Annotated in this window: 18 protein-coding genes; 5 read left to right on the forward strand and 13 right to left on the reverse strand. The window is 67.0% G+C overall.

Features of this window, described 5'->3' with window-relative positions:
* Positions 1-7: 7 nt before the first annotated feature.
* The 3 genes from ACQR1B_RS31095 to ACQR1B_RS31105 all read right to left on the reverse strand — a co-directional run bounded on the left by ACQR1B_RS31095 (position 8) and on the right by ACQR1B_RS31105 (position 3,189).
* Positions 8-631, reverse strand: coding sequence for a 2OG-Fe(II) oxygenase family protein (locus tag ACQR1B_RS31095; protein ID WP_434834693.1), 624 nt, complete (start codon positions 629-631; stop codon positions 8-10).
* A gap of 93 nt (positions 632-724) precedes the next feature.
* Positions 725-1,024 carry a hypothetical protein gene (locus tag ACQR1B_RS31100; protein WP_434834694.1) on the reverse strand — a complete coding sequence of 100 codons (300 nt, stop codon included), beginning with the start codon at positions 1,022-1,024 and terminating at the stop codon, positions 725-727.
* 140 nt (positions 1,025-1,164) lie between these two features.
* On the reverse strand, positions 1,165-3,189 hold the full coding sequence (locus tag ACQR1B_RS31105; RefSeq protein ID WP_434834695.1) for a hypothetical protein: 2,025 nt from the start codon (positions 3,187-3,189) through the stop codon (positions 1,165-1,167).
* Positions 3,190-3,449: 260 nt separating this feature from the next.
* Between ACQR1B_RS31105 and ACQR1B_RS31110 the strand changes: the two genes are divergently transcribed.
* Genes ACQR1B_RS31110 through ACQR1B_RS31130 form a run of 5 tightly spaced genes read left to right on the forward strand, consistent with a single transcriptional unit; the run spans position 3,450 to position 7,133 of the window.
* Positions 3,450-4,364, forward strand: coding sequence for a peptidyl-prolyl cis-trans isomerase (locus ACQR1B_RS31110; protein WP_434834696.1), 915 nt, complete (start codon positions 3,450-3,452; stop codon positions 4,362-4,364).
* Entirely contained in the window at positions 4,361-5,341 is a 981-nt protein-coding gene (locus tag ACQR1B_RS31115) for a HupE/UreJ family protein (protein WP_434834697.1), read from the forward strand. The genes ACQR1B_RS31110 and ACQR1B_RS31115 overlap by 4 nt, the downstream gene beginning before the upstream one ends.
* A gap of 14 nt (positions 5,342-5,355) precedes the next feature.
* Positions 5,356-5,967 (forward strand): HupE/UreJ family protein, encoded by a 612-nt coding sequence (locus ACQR1B_RS31120; protein ID WP_434834698.1) that lies wholly within the window; start codon positions 5,356-5,358, stop codon positions 5,965-5,967.
* On the forward strand, positions 5,964-6,599 hold the full coding sequence (locus ACQR1B_RS31125) for a HupE/UreJ family protein (RefSeq protein WP_434834699.1): 636 nt from the start codon (positions 5,964-5,966) through the stop codon (positions 6,597-6,599). Before ACQR1B_RS31120 ends, ACQR1B_RS31125 begins: the two co-directional genes overlap by 4 nt.
* Before the next feature lie 45 nt (positions 6,600-6,644).
* Positions 6,645-7,133: a prepilin peptidase gene (locus ACQR1B_RS31130; protein ID WP_434834700.1), complete on the forward strand. Its 489-nt coding sequence runs from the start codon at positions 6,645-6,647 to the stop codon at positions 7,131-7,133.
* Between the two features lie 17 nt (positions 7,134-7,150).
* On the opposite strand, the gene ACQR1B_RS31135 is transcribed toward ACQR1B_RS31130, so the two are convergent.
* The 10 genes from ACQR1B_RS31135 to ACQR1B_RS31180 all read right to left on the reverse strand — a co-directional run bounded on the left by ACQR1B_RS31135 (position 7,151) and on the right by ACQR1B_RS31180 (position 15,303).
* On the reverse strand, positions 7,151-7,702 hold the full coding sequence (locus tag ACQR1B_RS31135) for a hypothetical protein (protein ID WP_434875144.1): 552 nt from the start codon (positions 7,700-7,702) through the stop codon (positions 7,151-7,153).
* A gap of 74 nt (positions 7,703-7,776) precedes the next feature.
* The gene (gspM, locus tag ACQR1B_RS31140; protein ID WP_434834702.1) at positions 7,777-8,337 is read right to left on the reverse strand and encodes a type II secretion system protein GspM; all 561 of its coding nucleotides are present in this window, start codon (positions 8,335-8,337) and stop codon (positions 7,777-7,779) included.
* Positions 8,334-9,407: a PilN domain-containing protein gene (locus ACQR1B_RS31145; RefSeq protein WP_434834703.1), complete on the reverse strand. Its 1,074-nt coding sequence runs from the start codon at positions 9,405-9,407 to the stop codon at positions 8,334-8,336. The genes gspM and ACQR1B_RS31145 overlap by 4 nt, the downstream gene beginning before the upstream one ends.
* Positions 9,404-10,348 (reverse strand): general secretion pathway protein GspK, encoded by a 945-nt coding sequence (locus ACQR1B_RS31150; RefSeq protein ID WP_434834704.1) that lies wholly within the window; start codon positions 10,346-10,348, stop codon positions 9,404-9,406. The genes ACQR1B_RS31145 and ACQR1B_RS31150 overlap by 4 nt, the downstream gene beginning before the upstream one ends.
* Positions 10,348-11,067, reverse strand: a complete 720-nt coding sequence (locus ACQR1B_RS31155; protein WP_434834705.1) for a PulJ/GspJ family protein — start codon at positions 11,065-11,067, stop codon at positions 10,348-10,350. The genes ACQR1B_RS31150 and ACQR1B_RS31155 overlap by 1 nt, the downstream gene beginning before the upstream one ends.
* Positions 11,067-11,471, reverse strand: a complete 405-nt coding sequence (locus tag ACQR1B_RS31160; RefSeq protein ID WP_434834706.1) for a prepilin-type N-terminal cleavage/methylation domain-containing protein — start codon at positions 11,469-11,471, stop codon at positions 11,067-11,069. Before ACQR1B_RS31160 ends, ACQR1B_RS31155 begins: the two co-directional genes overlap by 1 nt.
* A complete protein-coding gene (locus tag ACQR1B_RS31165) occupies positions 11,464-11,928 on the reverse strand; it encodes a pilus assembly FimT family protein (protein WP_434834707.1) in 465 nt (154 codons plus the stop codon). Before ACQR1B_RS31165 ends, ACQR1B_RS31160 begins: the two co-directional genes overlap by 8 nt.
* Positions 11,921-12,409: a type II secretion system major pseudopilin GspG gene (gene gspG, locus ACQR1B_RS31170; protein WP_434834708.1), complete on the reverse strand. Its 489-nt coding sequence runs from the start codon at positions 12,407-12,409 to the stop codon at positions 11,921-11,923. The genes ACQR1B_RS31165 and gspG overlap by 8 nt, the downstream gene beginning before the upstream one ends.
* Positions 12,410-12,430: 21 nt before the next feature.
* The gene (locus ACQR1B_RS31175) at positions 12,431-13,639 is read right to left on the reverse strand and encodes a type II secretion system F family protein (protein ID WP_434834709.1); all 1,209 of its coding nucleotides are present in this window, start codon (positions 13,637-13,639) and stop codon (positions 12,431-12,433) included.
* A gap of 8 nt (positions 13,640-13,647) precedes the next feature.
* Positions 13,648-15,303, reverse strand: coding sequence for a GspE/PulE family protein (locus tag ACQR1B_RS31180; protein ID WP_434834710.1), 1,656 nt, complete (start codon positions 15,301-15,303; stop codon positions 13,648-13,650).
* Positions 15,304-15,469 lie beyond the last annotated feature (166 nt).

Below are 15,469 nucleotides of genomic sequence, written 5' to 3' on the forward strand. Positions count from 1 at the left end.
GCGTCCTTCAGGAGGCGAAGCTGACGCGGTAGCCCCAGCAATCGAGATGGTCGGGAATCGCGTTGAAGGCGATCGTGATGCGCTGGTCGCCCTGATTGCGCGGCACCTCGTGATAGAGATAGCTCGGAAACAGCACGAGATCGCCGGGCTCCGCTTCCGGCAGCACATACTTGCCGGCGTTGAAGGGACCGACCGCGGCGCTGCGCGTATGGTGACGGAATGAAAAATCGTTGCCGCCAGGCGGGCGCACGAACACGGTGCGGCTGCCGGGATGCGACGGCGTGAGGTAGAAGATGCCGGAGATGAAGCTGTTGGCATGGGCGTGCAGCGTCTGATTGCCGCCGGTCTCCAGCATGTTGGTCCACATTTCCTTGACCGTCCAGCGCAGCTTGTCGCCGAACAGCAATTCGCCGAAATCGACCAGCTTGGGCACCGCAAGTTCGGCGATGCTCTGAAACAGATTGTTGTTGCTGGGATCGGCCACTTCGGTGTGGAACAGCTGACCGGACCGCAGGTTGCTCTCGATCTTCGAATTGCGGATCGCCGCCACCGCAGCGTCCTTCAACTCGGCGCTCAACAGTCCGGGTGAGCGCAACAGCGGAATCGGGAAAAGCGCTTCGATCTGGTCCATGCCTCACTGCCCTGCACATGTCGGAACGGAGCCGACAATGTGCCGACTTGCGTGACAGAGCGATGACGCGGCCCGCGATCGCCTTTGCGCCGATCAGCGTGGTGGCACTTCGTGCGCGCCGAGAATGTCGAGCCGCTCTCCCGGCTTCAGACGGTGGGGCCGCTCGCGTAATTCCAGCATCGCCCGCTCGGCCTTCTCGAGACAGTCGTCGAACTCGCCGTTACCGGCCTCGACCAGCGCCTGTTGTATGTCGCGCTCGGCGAAATAGCGCGCTACATCCTCGGCCGGCAACGCGGCCGCCTGCGTGCGCGCCTCCGCAACGGCCGCATCGCAGGCCTCCTGCGTCGGCTCGACGTCATGCGCCAATGCCTCGCCAGCCAGTGCGAGCAGCATGAAAGCAGCGGCGCACCCGCCCTGCATCCGACGGCTAAAGTCCAACGAAAAACCTCCACGAAAAAGCGCCGGTTCGCAAACCGGCGCCGATGGTGAAAGGTGATCCGGGGCGCGATGCGTCACCGGATCACGCGCAGCAATCAGTCGCGGTTGAACGCCCAGCGGCCCCAATGGCCCCAGTGACCCCAGTGGTCCCAATCGTGCCAGTGATGATGGCTGTGAGCCAGCTTGCGCGCCAGCTCATGGTTCTTCTCAACCAGCAACTCGGGCGCGCCATAGGGACGGACGAAGATCGGGTTCGCATAGAACCAGACGTTCGACCACGCCTGCACGTCGTTGGTCACCTTCTTCACGCCGTTCACCGTTCCCAGATGCGACGGGCACGCCGCATCGGTGCAGCTGACGCTGGCGTTGTTGAGATCGAGCAGCGGGTTGCCGGCGCTGTCGGACACGTTCGGCGTCGCCGGCGGAATGTTGGTTCCGCGGGCGCGAATGTAGAAGGGCTTCGTGCTCGCGATGAAGGTGGTCGTGAAGCTGAAACGGGTCGATCCGTCGCGCAGCCTGTAACTCGTCATCTTGGCGGTCTGGATCTGCTTGGCGATCTTGGCCGAGGCGTTGTAGACGACGGCCGCCCCGGCGACACCGGCCGCATTGGCGACGGCGTAGCCCGTGGCACCCGGCGCGATCGGACCGGTGATGTCGCTCGTGATGAGATCGACGTGGTCGAGATACGGCTTGTTCAGCGGCCGTTTGATGCCGACGGGGAGCAGCAGCGGATTGTTGAAGCTGTACGGGCTGTTGTTCGAGACCGGAACGGTCATCTCCATCTCGAGCGTGACCTTCTCGCCCGGACGCACGAGGAGCGTCTCGCCCATCGTCTTCCAGTCGTAATCCCACTCTCCCTTGGCGCGGAACACCATGTCGGAGTCGATGATCTGGGCATTGACCGAGTACGAGTTGCCCGAGCGCATGCCGTCGATGATGGACTGCTGGTTGAAGCGCCGCTCATTCGGCACATAGAGCCGGGTATACTCGCCGGGGATGAAGTCCGCCGTCGTGCTGGCGTCGCGCGCGCCGTAAACGCCGCGGCTGTGCCAATCCGAGCTCTGGAAGACGAACACGTTGCGGCCTTCGCCGAGCAGGCCGTCCCACAGGCCGCCGACCTTGGCGGTGTAGACGCCGTGCATGCCATAGGTGCCGCCACCCACCGCGCCCGAGCCGTAGGAGCCCGAACCGCCGTTGAGGCCGCCCTCGGCCATGTGCCCGGGAGCCTCGATGCCGAATGCCACCGTCGGGCCGGCATTGTTGAAGTCGCGGAAATGCTCGATGTTGTAGCCGGCCGTGCCGGTCGGGTTGAACGGTCCCTGGCGCTCGGTGTGGGTCGGGATCGCGTAGGACTGCAGCGGATGATTGGCCTGCAGCCAGGCGATGCCGGCGACGGCCTTCTGGTGGCCGGCCGTACCGGAGTTGTTGACGTTGTCCTTGCCGGTCCAGATCGGATTGCTCTTGGCGTCGACCGGACCGATCGCGTCGGTGTCGGCGCGGTCGAAGCGATACTCGAACTCGGCCATCTTGTCGGCATTGCCGTAGCCACCGGGATTCTGGCCGGCGATCACGGCGACGTCGCCATGTTCGTGACCCGGCAGGATCCATTCCAGGCCCTCGACGAGCACCTTGTTGTAGGTCGCGGTGCGATTGACGATGGTCGGATACTCGATCTCCTGGATCGACTGCCAGCGCCACATCTTGGCGTTGGTGTCGGTGCCGTTGGGCGTGCCCTTCAGGCTGGCGATGGTGATGCCGTCGATGGTCTTGCCGAGCGTCTGGCTCCAATAGGTGGTCGTGTTGTCACCCGGAATGTTGGCGCTTGCGTCGCTGAAGCGGCAGTCCCGATTGCCCGAGCCGCCGTGGTTGCCGAGCGTGAACCAGTCGAGGTCGAAATTGGTGCCGCCCGCGGCCGCGGTGCCCTTGCCGACCGCGCGGTCGATCGAATAGCCGGCGGCCACCGAACCGTCCGCGCACGTATTGTGATTATGCATGTCGCCCGCGACATAAGGATTGTTCTTGCTGGTCTCGCCCCAGCGCTCGCCAGCGTCGGCGCTCTGCGACAGAGCCAGCGATACCGAGGCCGCTGTCAGCAGGATCGTCTTGGTGGATGGAACCATGTCGTCGCCCCTGAGAATTCAATAGAGTTCGAAACCGAAATCACAACGCAGTCTTGGTGCGCTTCGCGCGGCGAACAAACCAAAACTCGGAGACAGTTTGTTGAAGGATTTATTTTTCACGACGGTTGCCCTCGCAAACATCGTCGCCCCGGCCCGTTGCGAAATTTTTGTGACACCGCCGATTGCCCGGTGACAACTCCGAGCGTGCCGTTGCATATACGCGCCGCGCCTCGAGCGTGGTCTGAATTTGTAAAGAACCGATGTCAGCTCCTGCCATGTCGAATGCGGCGCAGACCTTCGAAGGCGCCTCTGCACACGCCGTTCTGCGAGACAGCGACAGTCACGTACACGCTCAGGATGCCGCCCCGGCGCGACCATGGCGCGCAACGGTTCGCGGGCTCGTGAGAGAGCCTCTCCTGCACTTCCTCGTTCTTGGCAGCTGCATCTTTGCAGCCGATGCGATCATGCATCCGCCGGCCAAGGAGGAGAAGGTCATCACGGTCACCAAGGCGCTGCGACAGTCCTTCATCGACACCTTTGACGAGGACAAGCAGCGCACGCCGAGCGAGGCCGAGCTGCAGAAGATGGTCGAGGCCTGGGTCGCGAGCGAAATCCTCTACCGCGAGGGCAAGGCGCTGGGCGTCGATCGCGGCGACGAAATGATCCGCGAGCGCGTCGCCTTCAAGCTGCAATACCTGATCTTCGATCAGGTCCGCGTAGCGCAGCCGAGCGAGGAGCAGTTGCGGGCATGGTTCGCCGAGAACCACGCCCGGTTCGACGAACCGGAGCGCGTCAGCTTCTTCATGACGCCGCCCGTGGACGAAGCCACGGCCCGCCGGCAGCTCGACGAAATTCGCGACCAGCGTGAATCCGAAGAACTGAGCGAGCAGACCCGCGCCATTCTCGATCGCCCGGTTCCGAGCCTGTCGCCAGGGTTCGGCGACGGCTTCGCGGATGGCCTGCTCAAGAGTCCTTTGAATCAATGGACGGTGCTGCAGTCGAAGGACGGCTGGCACGTCGTGCGGCTCGACGCTCGAAAGCCGGGCGCGCCGGCGAAATTCGAGGACGTGCGCGATGATGCCGCCAAGATGTGGCACACCGAGGAGACACGCAAGCAGGCGTGGGAAGCCGTGAGCCGGCTCAAGACCAACTACACGATCAGGTACGAGCCGTGACCGGCTTGCGCGCCCTGCTGCTGATGCTGGCGGCGTTCGTCGCGCTGCTCGCCCCGCGGCCGGCGGCGGCGCACCAGGCGACGCTCGGCGTCCTCGAGTTCCGGGAGATGCGCGCCGGCGTCTATATCGGGCGCTGGACGACATTGCCGAAAGACGGCGCCAACCGGATCGAACTCAAGATGCCGCCGCATTGCCTGCTGCGCCTGCCGGAGCTCAATTGCGGCGACAAGGGTCTGGTCGGGCAGATGACGATCGCCAATCTGGGCGAGGACATGTCGGCGGCCATCATCCGCGTGACGTCGATGACCGGCGAGACGCGCAGCTATACGATCTCGGCAGCTAATCCGGTGGTGACCGTCCTCGGCACCGACGCTCCCACGCTCGACACCTGGCTGGAGCTCGCGCGCAGCTACGTCAATCTCGGCATCGATCACATCCTGCTCGGCGCCGACCACCTGCTGTTCGTACTCGGCCTGATCTGGATCGTGAATGGCGGCTGGCGTCTGCTCAAGACCATCACGGCCTTCACCGTCGGACATAGCGTCTCGCTGGCGGCAACGGCGTTCGGCCTGATCGGCGTGCCCGAGGGCCCGCTCAACGCCTGTATCGCGCTCAGCATCGTGTTCGTGGGTGTCGAGATCGTCAAGCAGCAGCGCGGCGAGGTCGGACTGACCGCACGCTATCCCTGGGCCGTTGCGTTCAGCTTCGGCCTGGTGCACGGCATCGGCTTCGCCAGCGCGCTCGCCGGCCTTGGGCTGGAGCGGCGAATTCTGCCAGCCGCGCTGCTGTTCTTCAATGTCGGCGTCGAGATCGGCCAGATCCTGTTCGTGCTGCTGGTGCTGGCACTGATCTGGGCGCATCGGCAGCTCAAGGCGGAGTTGCCGCGCTGGGGCGCCGAGCTGCCCGCCTACGCGATTGGCTCGGTATCGATGTTCTGGTTCCTGGGCCGGCTCGTGCGCGTGCTGGCAGCCGCATGATCAATGAGGGAATCATGACCGCTCGCAAACGCCTGCAAGCCGTGCTGGGCCTTGCCCTGCTGTCGGCCGCCAGCGCGACTCCTTGTCTGGCGCATGAGCAGACGGGGGTCGGCGGCGGGTTGGCCAGCGGCTTGCTGCACCCCTTGACCGGAACGGACCACCTCGTCGCGATGGTGGCCGTCGGCATCTGGGGCGCGCAACTCGGCGGCGCAGCGATCTGGGTGTTACCGGTCGTGTTTCCGCTGGTGATGGCGCTCGGCGCCGTGGCGGGAATCCTCAAGATCGCACTGCCCGTTCCAGAGCTCGTCATCGCGCTCTCGGCGCTGGTGCTCGGACTTGCGGTCGCCTTGCGCGTCCGCGTCCCGTTCGCGGCCGCCGCTGCGATCGTCGCGATCTTCGCCATCTTCCATGGCCATGCGCATGGCGTCGAGCTTCCCACCGCGGCGAACCCGATGGCCTATGGCTGCGGCTTCGTCGTCGCGACCGGTCTGCTCCACGCCTGCGGCATCACCATCGGCGCGCTGGCGCGCTGGCCCGGCGGCGAACGGCTCATCCAGGGCGTCGGAGCGGCCATTGCCGCGCTTGGTAGCTACTTCGTGGCGGCGAGCCTTGGGGCGATCGCATGAGGAACGTCCATCTGAGCACGCGTGTGAGCACGGCCCTGCTGGCAGCGCTGCTGCTGCTCACGCAGGCCGGCGTCGCCGACGCGCACATCGTCTCGGCCCGGCTCGGCGACTTCTATGCGGCCGCCCTGCATCCGCTGCTGACGTTGCAGGACATCGTCCTCTGGGGCGCGCTCGGGGTCCTGGCCGGCTCTCTGGGCGCTGCACGTGGACGCTGGCTCGTGGTCATCTTTCCGCTCGGCCTGTGCGCGGGACTTGGGCTTGCGATCACGATGAACCTTGCTCCCCCGCCTCCCGTCGTCGACGCGGCCACGATCCTCGGTCTCGGACTGCTGCTGGCGACAGCGCTGCGGCTGCCTTTGGCCGTTCTCGGCCTGGTCGCATTCGGCCTCGGCCTCATGCGCGGCGCCGCGAATGCCGGCGAGCTCGTGCCACAGACCGATCTGCTGCTCTACGTGGCCGGGCTCGCCACCGCGGGCTACGTCGTCATCACGCTGGTGATGGCCCTCACGCTCATCTTCAGACGTCCGGACACCGAACCGGTCTCGCATTGGCGCGGAATTGCCGTGCGCGCCGCGGGCGGTTGGGTCGCGGCAGTCGGCCTGATGATGGCGGGGCTATCGCTCGCCGCCTGAGCATGCCTATGCTGCGGTGATCGAGGGCTTGCGAATCCGGGCTGCGTGGCGACCACCATCAACATCCTCTGTCTCGTCGTGCTGATCCTCGCCGGCGCCGGCCTGATCCGGGCCGATCTGCGCGACGGCATCCTGCCGGACTGGATGAATGCGCTGGTGGCGGCAAGCGGTTTCATTCGCACGCTGGCGCTGGAGGATCTGGCGCAGGCCTTGTGGGACATCGCAGCCGGGCTGGCGGTCGGCGCGGCGCTGCTGCTGCTGCGCCGGCTCTATGCGATGCTGCGCGGCAGGCAGGGATTGGGTCTCGGCGACGTCAAGTTTCTGATGGCGGCCACGCTCTGGACGGGACTGACGGAGCTTCCGATCGTGCTACTGATCGCGACGACGACGGCGCTCGCAGCCGTCCTGGCTCTCTCCATCGCCGGGCGAAGCATGACCGGGCAGACCGCGCTGCCATTCGGTCCATTTCTCGTCATCGGCCTCGCGGGTGCGCTGCTGTTGCAGGGCGAGGGCTGGTCGATCATGCCGCTCTGAGGACCGTGGCGACACGTTCAGCGCGCACGTCGCGCCCCCCTGTCCCGTCCGCCAGTCGGAATCGATGCCGTGCCGGCCTCGCTACCGGCGATGGATCCGAGCTGCGGCATCATCACGTTCACCGTCTCCAGATTCTTCTGCAGCATCGCTTCCCGAGGCTTCAGGGAATGCAGCAGCCACCCCTCATACGACGCACCGACCCGCAATCGCAGCGGCTTCTGCGATGCCGGATCGACGAAGATGCCAAAGCTTTCCTCGTCGCCGATCACGGTCCCGACGAGCTGCAGGCTCGGCCGTTCCGGTTCGGGCGGCGGCGGAGGCGGCGGTAGCTGCATCACAGCAACCGGTGCCGCCACCGCAGGCGGGCGGCGCGATGCCGAGAAGATCGGGCGGTCGCGGGTCGCCGACAGCGCGGTGAGCGGAACGTCCCACAACGGATTGGCGCTCCGCGCAACCGCCGCTGCGGCGGGCGCCTGCGCCGGATCGGCCGTCGGCGAGGCGAAACCATTGCTGCCAGGCAAGGCTTGCGCCGACGACGCGGGTTCGGGCGCACCCGGCTCCTCGGCCACTGCGCGCGTGGGAGAGCCTTCGGCCAGCAAAGCAATGGCGAGCGCAACGGCGCATGAGGTGGCGGGCGATCGCATCACACTTTTCCCTGCCATTGACCCGAGACCGTGACCAGCACCCGCAGCCGCCCTGCTCCGCTCTCGGCCGCCGCCAGCGGCTGCTGAACGTGCAACTGGTCGACGAACAGGAACGGCAACCCGGCCTCGATGTCATAGAGCAGCTGTTGCAGCGCCGGCTGTTCGAGCTCGCAGCTGGCCACGACGCTGATCAGGCTCGTCGTCGCGCGCGCCGCCGGGAGATCGACCTGGGTCGACAGCACGCTGCCGCCAACCCTGGTGACCGCCTCCGTCAAGCGCTGCACCAGCGCGGCGCCGGCGACCGTGACCGTGGGGCCCTCGACGAACACCGATCCGCCGGGGGACGAAGTGCTCGTCGCCGCACCGCCGCCGGGGCGTTTCCGCACCGAGAACTGCGCCAGCTGCGCGTTGGCGTCATTGAGCTGGGCGCGCTTGTCGAGCTGGTCGATGATGGCGGCGGCGCCGAGCCAGATCAGTCCGATGATCGTTCCGACATAGAGCGCTGCAGCCGCAGCCGGTGAGCTCACGAAGTTCTTGCGCAGCGAGGTCGACCAGCTCATGCCGGGTCTCCGAAATAGGCGTTGATGCGCGCTTCGACGTGGAAACGTTCACCGGCCTCCCCTGGACTCCGCGTCGTCGGCGCGTAGAAGGTGGCCCGGCTGAATTGCGGCGACTGTTCGATCAGGCGGATGAGGGCGGGTGCGTCCTGGGTCACGCCCGATATCTGCAGCCGGTCGTTTTCGACGTGCAGCTCGGTCACATACGTATCGTCCGGAAGGATCTTCGACAGGGTGTCGAGCACCATCACGCTCGCGGGGCTCGTCTGCTTGCGCTTGGCGAGAAGCCCGTCCGCGGCGGAGGCGGCTCCGATCGCCGGCCGCAGCGCCGCGCGCAGCCGCGTCACCTGCGCCTGCGCATCCTCGAGCTCACCATCCATCAGCGCGCCCGTCAGGGTCGTGGCCACCAGCAGCACAGCCGTTGCCGCGGCGACAGACAGCCAGCCGAGTTTGAGCACGTGGCCGAGATCACGACCACCTGCGAACGCCGAGCGCAGCGACGCCTTGTAGATCTGGACCGGCGCCGCGTCGGGCGAGCCATCATCGGCCGAGATGGCGATTGTCGCGGCGCCGACATCGGCTGCGAACGCGAGCAGCGGCTCGGTCGATGCGCGCCTGGTCGCAACCAGCGTCAACGTGATCCGATCAGGCGCCGCGGCGCGGGGAGCACTGAAGCCATAGACGGCCTGGTCGAGGGTCCAGGGCGTGAACCTGCCGATCTGGGTCCGGATCATGCCCTCCAGGAACGGCTCGGCCTGCCTGGGAAAATCGAGCGGACGGACCAGCACCATTTCCGCGGTGAGATGGACTTCGAGCGTGCAACCGCGCAGCGCCTTCAACCACTCCGCCGGGAGCGCGCCAGCACCGCCGTTCGCCAAATTCATGGAAGTCTGCGAGAGCGCAGGCCTGCCTTGCGGCGGCGGCTGCATCGTCAGGGCGATATGATCGGGCCGATCGTAGCTGACGCGGACGCGTGGGCGCCGGAGCTGCCAGTCGGCGACCGCTTCGATCGCGGTGGCCACCGTCGCCGTCCACGCCGTCAGTCCGCGTTCGAGCATCTCGGTCAGCTTCATGGCAGTCGCCGCGCCTGCAGCGCGCTCCTTGGCTGCGGCCCCTCGTCCTGCCGCGCCAGCAGCCGGTATGGCTCGTCGCCTTCTCCAGGCACGATCACCGCCGTCGCGGCATGGTGCAGTCCGCCCGCGGGACCGACGAGGATGCGCAGCCGAACCGCCTTGCTCTTGCCCTTGGCGGATTCCGTCGCGGCCGGCCCCAGCGCCCTGGCGAGTGCATCGCCGTCCTGCGACTGCGACGTCCGGGTCTCGAGGAAATCCTTCAGGACCAAAGGCGTCATTCCTGGCAGTGCCGCCACCGCTTCCGGCGCGGCAAGCGTCGCATCGATGCCCGGAGAGCCGTTGAAGACCGTCACCAATGGGAGCACGCGATCGACCAGCGACGCGGGCATGCCGAGGACGAGCGCGAGTTCGCCGACATGCGCGAACGGCGCAAGGCGCGGCACCCGCTTGAGGCCGGCCGCGGCATAACGCGCCTCCTCCGCCTGCGCCTTCGCGGCATCGGTCGGCTTGGAGCGCCACGCGACGACGCGCTCGGCATAGTCCTTCGCAGCATCGCGCTCACTGCCCATCGTGACGAAGAGATTCTCCAGCATGTCCTTCGAAGCCGCGTTGAGATCGATCCGCGCCGCCTCGCTCACGAACGACACCGCGATCTCGTTGCTCCCGAGCATGAGCCGGAAGCCGCCCTGTCTGGGCCGTTCCTCTTCTTTCGAGAGCATCAGTCGATAGGCGGACAATTCGATCGCCGCCGTCACCAGCGCATCGGCCGCGACGGCCTCGTCTTCGAGCCGCAGCAGCCGCGCCGAGCTTCCCAGTTGCTGCGACACGATCACAACGAGGGCCGCGAGTGCTGCCAGCATCCACAACGCAGCGATGAGGATGAAACCATCCTCATTGCTGTGCCGACCGACAGAGCCATGGCTGAGAGGGTGCCGCATCATCAGTCGATCGGGTCGTTCTGGTTCGGCTTCGGCGGTTCGGCCGTCGCCTGTGGACGGTTCGCATTCGCCGCCATTCCACTGACCGCGGGGCCGGCCGGCGTATCGACCGCGATACGGACCGCGCCGACCACAACAGGCAAGCCGCCGCGGCTATCATCGACGACGGTCATGCGCACCGCGAACGGCAGCTTGGTCGCATCGCGCCACTCGGTAGTCCAGGTCATCGTCCGATCCGCATAAGCAAAGGACATCCGGAACGGCGGCGACAGCAGCATGACTGGATCTGTGAAACGGTATTGCTCCGCCACGGTCTGACCGACCGGCACCGGCGCGAACGCGGCATGAGAGCGCCGCAATGCGCGGTCACCCCCGGCGCCCTCCTCCCCGATGCGCACGACGTCGAGACCATGTCCGGCGTTGGGGCCGATCTCCGTGCGGACAAACATCGCGGAGAATTCCTGGCCTATGAACAACGGCCCCTTCTGCTCGCGATCGGCCGGCACGAACAGCGCAGCAGCAAAATCATCGCCGGCCCGGCGCAGCGCTGCGGCCACCATCTCGGCCCGTTGCACCCGATCCAGTCCGCGCGTCCAGGCCGGCAGCCATTGCGCGGTGACGGCGACCAGCGCCGACAGCACGATCCCCGCAATCGCCAGCGCGCCGAGCGCCTCGATCAGGGCGAAGCCCGCCTTGCTGCCAGGATCGAATCGCGTCGTCATCAGCGCGCTCCCCGCGCCAGCCGGACCGTCTGCACCTCGGCGACGGCGCCCGCCCCCGTTCGCACGCGCAAGGTGACGGCCTCGGGCATCCAGCCCTGCTGCCCGGCCGGCTGTCCCCAATCGCCACCGAGCGGGTCGATCTGCAGCACGACCGAACCGGAGCCCGAACGTTGCTCGATGACGCCCGGCTGCAGCCGCGCGCGATCGGCGAGCGCGGTGGCGACCGCGAGCCTCATGTCGGCGACGAGTGTGACGTGCTGCTCCAGCTTGCGGACGCTGATGGCGTTGCGCGACACGACGGCCCCGATCGCGGCGAGCGACACGCTGACGACGGCGAGCGCGACCAGCACCTCGATCAGCGTGAAGCCGGCCTGGTCGTGATCCGCCGTGTTGCGATCAACCATGGGCGAGTGCGCGCGGAACAATGTCGACCCTCCCCGTCAGCCAATTGACTCTGATCTCCAGGCTAAGATCAGCGTGCGATAATGTGATCGCCCCTCCGCAGGACAGACCGTCGGGAAGGAAGCTGATCGCCGCCAGCGCCGGACGGTGCTGACAGCTGCGCGGCAGCACCGCCTGAAAGCCGACATCCTCCGGCAGCCTCAGCGCGGCCCTGCCGTCACCGGAGCGGATGAGCCGGCGCGCCGTGTCGATCTGCGTATCGACGCGCAGCCCGATGCGCATCGACATCGCACGATCGGACTTCAGAAGCGTCACGGCCTGCAGCGCATAGGCCTGCAGCCGCGGGCGCGACGTCTGCCGCGGCAGATCGGGCAGCGCGACCGACGCCAGCAGCGCGACGATCGCGAGCACGCAGACCATCTCGAGCAGGGTGAAGCCGCGCTGCGCTTCGTCATTCATTGCGTGCGCTCGTCTGCGTCCCGAGCGTGATGTCCGCCGCGCTGCCGCTGCCGCCTTCCTGTCCGTCCGCGCCATAGGACAGGATGTCGTATGGACCGCGTTCGCCCGGCGCGCGATAGACGTAGGCCGCATTCCACGGATCCTTCGGCACGGCGCCGCCCCTGAGATACGGTCCGTTCCAGGCGGTCTGGCCCGGCGGACGCTGCGCCAGTGCGGCGAGTCCTTCCGAGGTCGAGGGATAGCGGCCGACGTCGAGGAAGTAGAGGTCGAGCGCGCTGGAGAAGCTCTGCAGCTGAATCCGCGCCGCCTTGGTCTTGGACTCGCTCAGATAGTTCAGCACGCGCGGTCCGATCAGCCCCATGATCAGCCCGATGATCGTGATCACGACCAGCATCTCGACCAGCGTGAAGCCGCGCTCGTTATCGCGCGATCGCAGCGCGCTGATCGGCCGAGCCGGTCGGTCTTGCGTGTCTGAACTCATGTCATTCTCCTGGATGTGCGGTCAGCCGACGAGTTGCGTCACGGAAAGAAGCGCCGTCATGATCGAGACGATCAGTCCGCCGACCACCACGCTGATGAGGAGGATAGCCGCGGGACCGACGATACCCACGATGCGGTCGAGGCCGCGCTGCAGCTTGGCTTCGTAGAACTCGGCGATGCGGGCGGAGAGCGTCGGCAACTGCCCGGTCTCCTCGCCCAGCCGCAGCATGCGCAGCGCCATCGGCGGCAACATGTTGTCGGCCGACAGCGCCTGGGACAGCTTGCCGCCATGACGCACGCGATCTGCGGCCGCGGACCAGGGAGCGCGCAACGATGTCACCGCCATCACGTCGACGAGAATGCGCAAGGCCGCGGTCAGGGTGACGCCGCAGCCGAGCAGCAGGCCGAGATTGCGGCAGAACAGGCTGGTCCGATAGAACATCAGGATGCTGCCGATCCCCGGCGTCAGCGCCAGGATCCCGGTCAAGGCGGCGCGAACCGCGGCTTGACGTAACAGCCACCAGCCCGATGCGAGCAGCGCCGCGCAGCCGAGCGCGATCGCGGCCGCATTGGCGCGCATGATGTCGGACAGCGTCATGAAGAAGCCGAGCGCGGTATCGGCGCGTCCGCCGAAATCCCTGAGCACCGCGGAGAATTGCGGCAGGACCGCCACCAGGAAGAACAGCATCACGCCGATCGCCGCGAGGAAGACGAAGGCGGGATACTGCATCGCATCGGTCAATTTCCGCCGTGTCGCCTCGGAGCGCTCGCGTTCGCCGGCCAGCGCGGTCAGGACCTGATCCAGCGTGCCCGACGCCTCGCCGACGCGCATCAAGGCGACATACATCGGCGAAAACAGCCGCGGCTGGGCCGCCGCCGCGTCGCCAAAGCTCTCACCGGCCATGATGGCGGCGCGCAGCCGCGCCACCACGGGACGGAGACGACCGATATCCGAATCGCTCGACAACAGGTCGAGCGCATCGTCGAGCCGCGCCCCAGCCTTGAGCAGCAGGGCGAGATCGCGCGTGAAGGTCGTCACCTCGGCCGCAGACGGACCGCCGAACGATAGTCCAACCGACGAAGCAGCGCCCGCCTTCTCCTCGACGGCTTCGATCGGCAGCAGTTGCAGATAGGAGATGCGCCGCTCGACCTCGCCGCGCGAGGGCGCCTCGAGCGAGCCGACGACGATCTCTCCGGACTGGGTCAGGGCGCGATAGCGGTAGTTCGGCACGATCCACCTCAGCGCGCGACCAGGACACGAAGCAGCTCGGACGCCGAGGTGACGCCGGCGCGGCACTTGGCGATGCCGTCGTCGAGCATCGTCGTCATGCCCTCCTGAATGGCCCGCCGGTCGATGGCGAGACCGTCGGCGCTGTCGGCGATGAGTTCGCGCACTCCGCCGGTCAACTCGAGCAGCTCGAACACACCGACACGGCCGCGATAGCCCGCTCCGCCGCAGCGCTCGCAGCCCGTCGGATGCCAAATGGTCTCGCCGGGAGCGAGGCCGAGATGGCCGAAGCGCGGATCGTCGCGACACGTCTCTTCGTCGAGCGGCTTCGGCGTCTTGCAGTGATCGCAGAGCTGGCGCACCAGGCGCTGGGCGATCACGGCACGCAAGGTCGATCGCAGCAGAAAGCCTTCGACGCCGAGATCGAGCAGCCGCGGCACCGCCGCCGCCGCCGTCTCGGTATGCAGCGTGGTCAGCACGAGGTGGCCGGTCAGCGCGGCATGAACCGCCACATGGGCCGTCTCACTGTCCCGGATCTCGCCGACCATGATGACGTCGGGGTCCTGACGCACGAAGGAGCGCAGCGCGCTGGCAAAGGTCAAACCGATCGCCGGCTTGATCTGCGACTGGTTGATGCCGGGGATCTCGTATTCCACCGGATCTTCGACGGTCAGGATCTTGCGTTCGGGCGTGTTGAGCATCGACAGGATCGTGGCGAGCGTCGTGGTCTTGCCGCTGCCCGTTGGTCCCGTGATCACAATCATCCCGTGCGGCAGGGTCATCAGACGCCGCAGCGCCGCGTCGTCGCGCGCGGACAGACCGAGCCGGCTCGCGACCAGTTGCGAGCGATCCTTCGGCAGGATGCGCAGCACCGCCGATTCACCGTGCTGGGTCGGCATGATCGCGACGCGGACGTCGATGTCGGTTCGCCCGGCCCGAATCCGAGCGGCGCCATCCTGCGGCAGGCGCCGCTCGGCGATGTTGAGGCCGGCGACGATCTTGATGCGCGAGATCACGGCCTGCGGAAGCACGCCGGCTGGCGCCGTGATCGGACGCAACAGGCCGTCCACTCGCAGCCTGACGACGAGCCCGGTCGAGAACGGCTCGATGTGGATGTCGCTGGCGCGCATCTCCACCGCCTTCTCGATGAGATCGTTGACGGCGCGCACCACCGGCGCGCCGCTCGCGAGATCACGCAGACTTTCGACGTCGTCGTCGCGGAGGTCCTGGGTGGGCGTGATCCCGGCTTCGTCCGCTTCGCCAAGCCTCTGGTCGAGGACGACGGCAATGTCTTCGTGGGACGCGACCTTGACGATCGTGTCCGCGCCGAGCACGAGTTCGGCGGCCCGGCGCACCGCCTGATCGGTCGGATCGGCCATCGCGAACACGGCCGTGCCTTCGGACGTCCTGTAGGGATAGCCGAGCACCTCGCGCAGGAAGCGGTCGGAGAATTCATCGACTGCCGGCGCAGCCGCCATCAGCTCGCGCAGGCTCGCGCGCTGCAGGCCGGTGAACCGAGCCGCCTCCTCCGCGAAGACCTCGGCGGTGAGGCCGAAGCAGTCCCACAACGCCGCCTGCGGCTGATCGGCCGCCCCACCGCTGCCAGGCGCCGACGGATGCCGCTGTCGCAGATGGGCCTGGAACTGGGTCGACAGTGTACCGCTCATGGCGTGATCCGGATGCCGCCAGGGCGGCACGACGTCTCGGCCCACGCAACTGGCTACCAACCTTATCGATCGCGAACATGACGGCTGTACGAATGCAGCCGACGCCGACAAATCCGACACACATGCAGCGCAAAGGCCGGCGGCCCAGGGCTGCGATACATAAGTG

Source organism: Bradyrhizobium oligotrophicum (genome assembly GCF_051168495.1).
Lineage (GTDB): Bacteria > Pseudomonadota > Alphaproteobacteria > Rhizobiales > Xanthobacteraceae > Bradyrhizobium > Bradyrhizobium oligotrophicum_A.

Coding starts and splice junctions, on each gene's coding strand:
- ACQR1B_RS31095 (WP_434834693.1), bottom strand. CDS start 631: ATGGACCAGATCGAAGCGCTTTTCCCGATTCCGCTGTTGCGCTCACCC.
- ACQR1B_RS31100 (WP_434834694.1), bottom strand. CDS start 1,024: ATGCTGCTCGCACTGGCTGGCGAGGCATTGGCGCATGACGTCGAGCCG.
- ACQR1B_RS31105 (WP_434834695.1), bottom strand. CDS start 3,189: ATGGTTCCATCCACCAAGACGATCCTGCTGACAGCGGCCTCGGTATCG.
- ACQR1B_RS31110 (WP_434834696.1), top strand. CDS start 3,450: ATGTCAGCTCCTGCCATGTCGAATGCGGCGCAGACCTTCGAAGGCGCC.
- ACQR1B_RS31120 (WP_434834698.1), top strand. CDS start 5,356: ATGACCGCTCGCAAACGCCTGCAAGCCGTGCTGGGCCTTGCCCTGCTG.
- ACQR1B_RS31125 (WP_434834699.1), top strand. CDS start 5,964: ATGAGGAACGTCCATCTGAGCACGCGTGTGAGCACGGCCCTGCTGGCA.
- gspM (WP_434834702.1), bottom strand. CDS start 8,337: ATGAGCTGGTCGACCTCGCTGCGCAAGAACTTCGTGAGCTCACCGGCT.
- ACQR1B_RS31145 (WP_434834703.1), bottom strand. CDS start 9,407: ATGAAGCTGACCGAGATGCTCGAACGCGGACTGACGGCGTGGACGGCG.
- ACQR1B_RS31150 (WP_434834704.1), bottom strand. CDS start 10,348: ATGATGCGGCACCCTCTCAGCCATGGCTCTGTCGGTCGGCACAGCAAT.
- ACQR1B_RS31155 (WP_434834705.1), bottom strand. CDS start 11,067: ATGACGACGCGATTCGATCCTGGCAGCAAGGCGGGCTTCGCCCTGATC.
- ACQR1B_RS31160 (WP_434834706.1), bottom strand. CDS start 11,471: ATGGTTGATCGCAACACGGCGGATCACGACCAGGCCGGCTTCACGCTG.
- ACQR1B_RS31165 (WP_434834707.1), bottom strand. CDS start 11,928: ATGAATGACGAAGCGCAGCGCGGCTTCACCCTGCTCGAGATGGTCTGC.
- gspG (WP_434834708.1), bottom strand. CDS start 12,409: ATGAGTTCAGACACGCAAGACCGACCGGCTCGGCCGATCAGCGCGCTG.
- ACQR1B_RS31180 (WP_434834710.1), bottom strand. CDS start 15,303: ATGAGCGGTACACTGTCGACCCAGTTCCAGGCCCATCTGCGACAGCGG.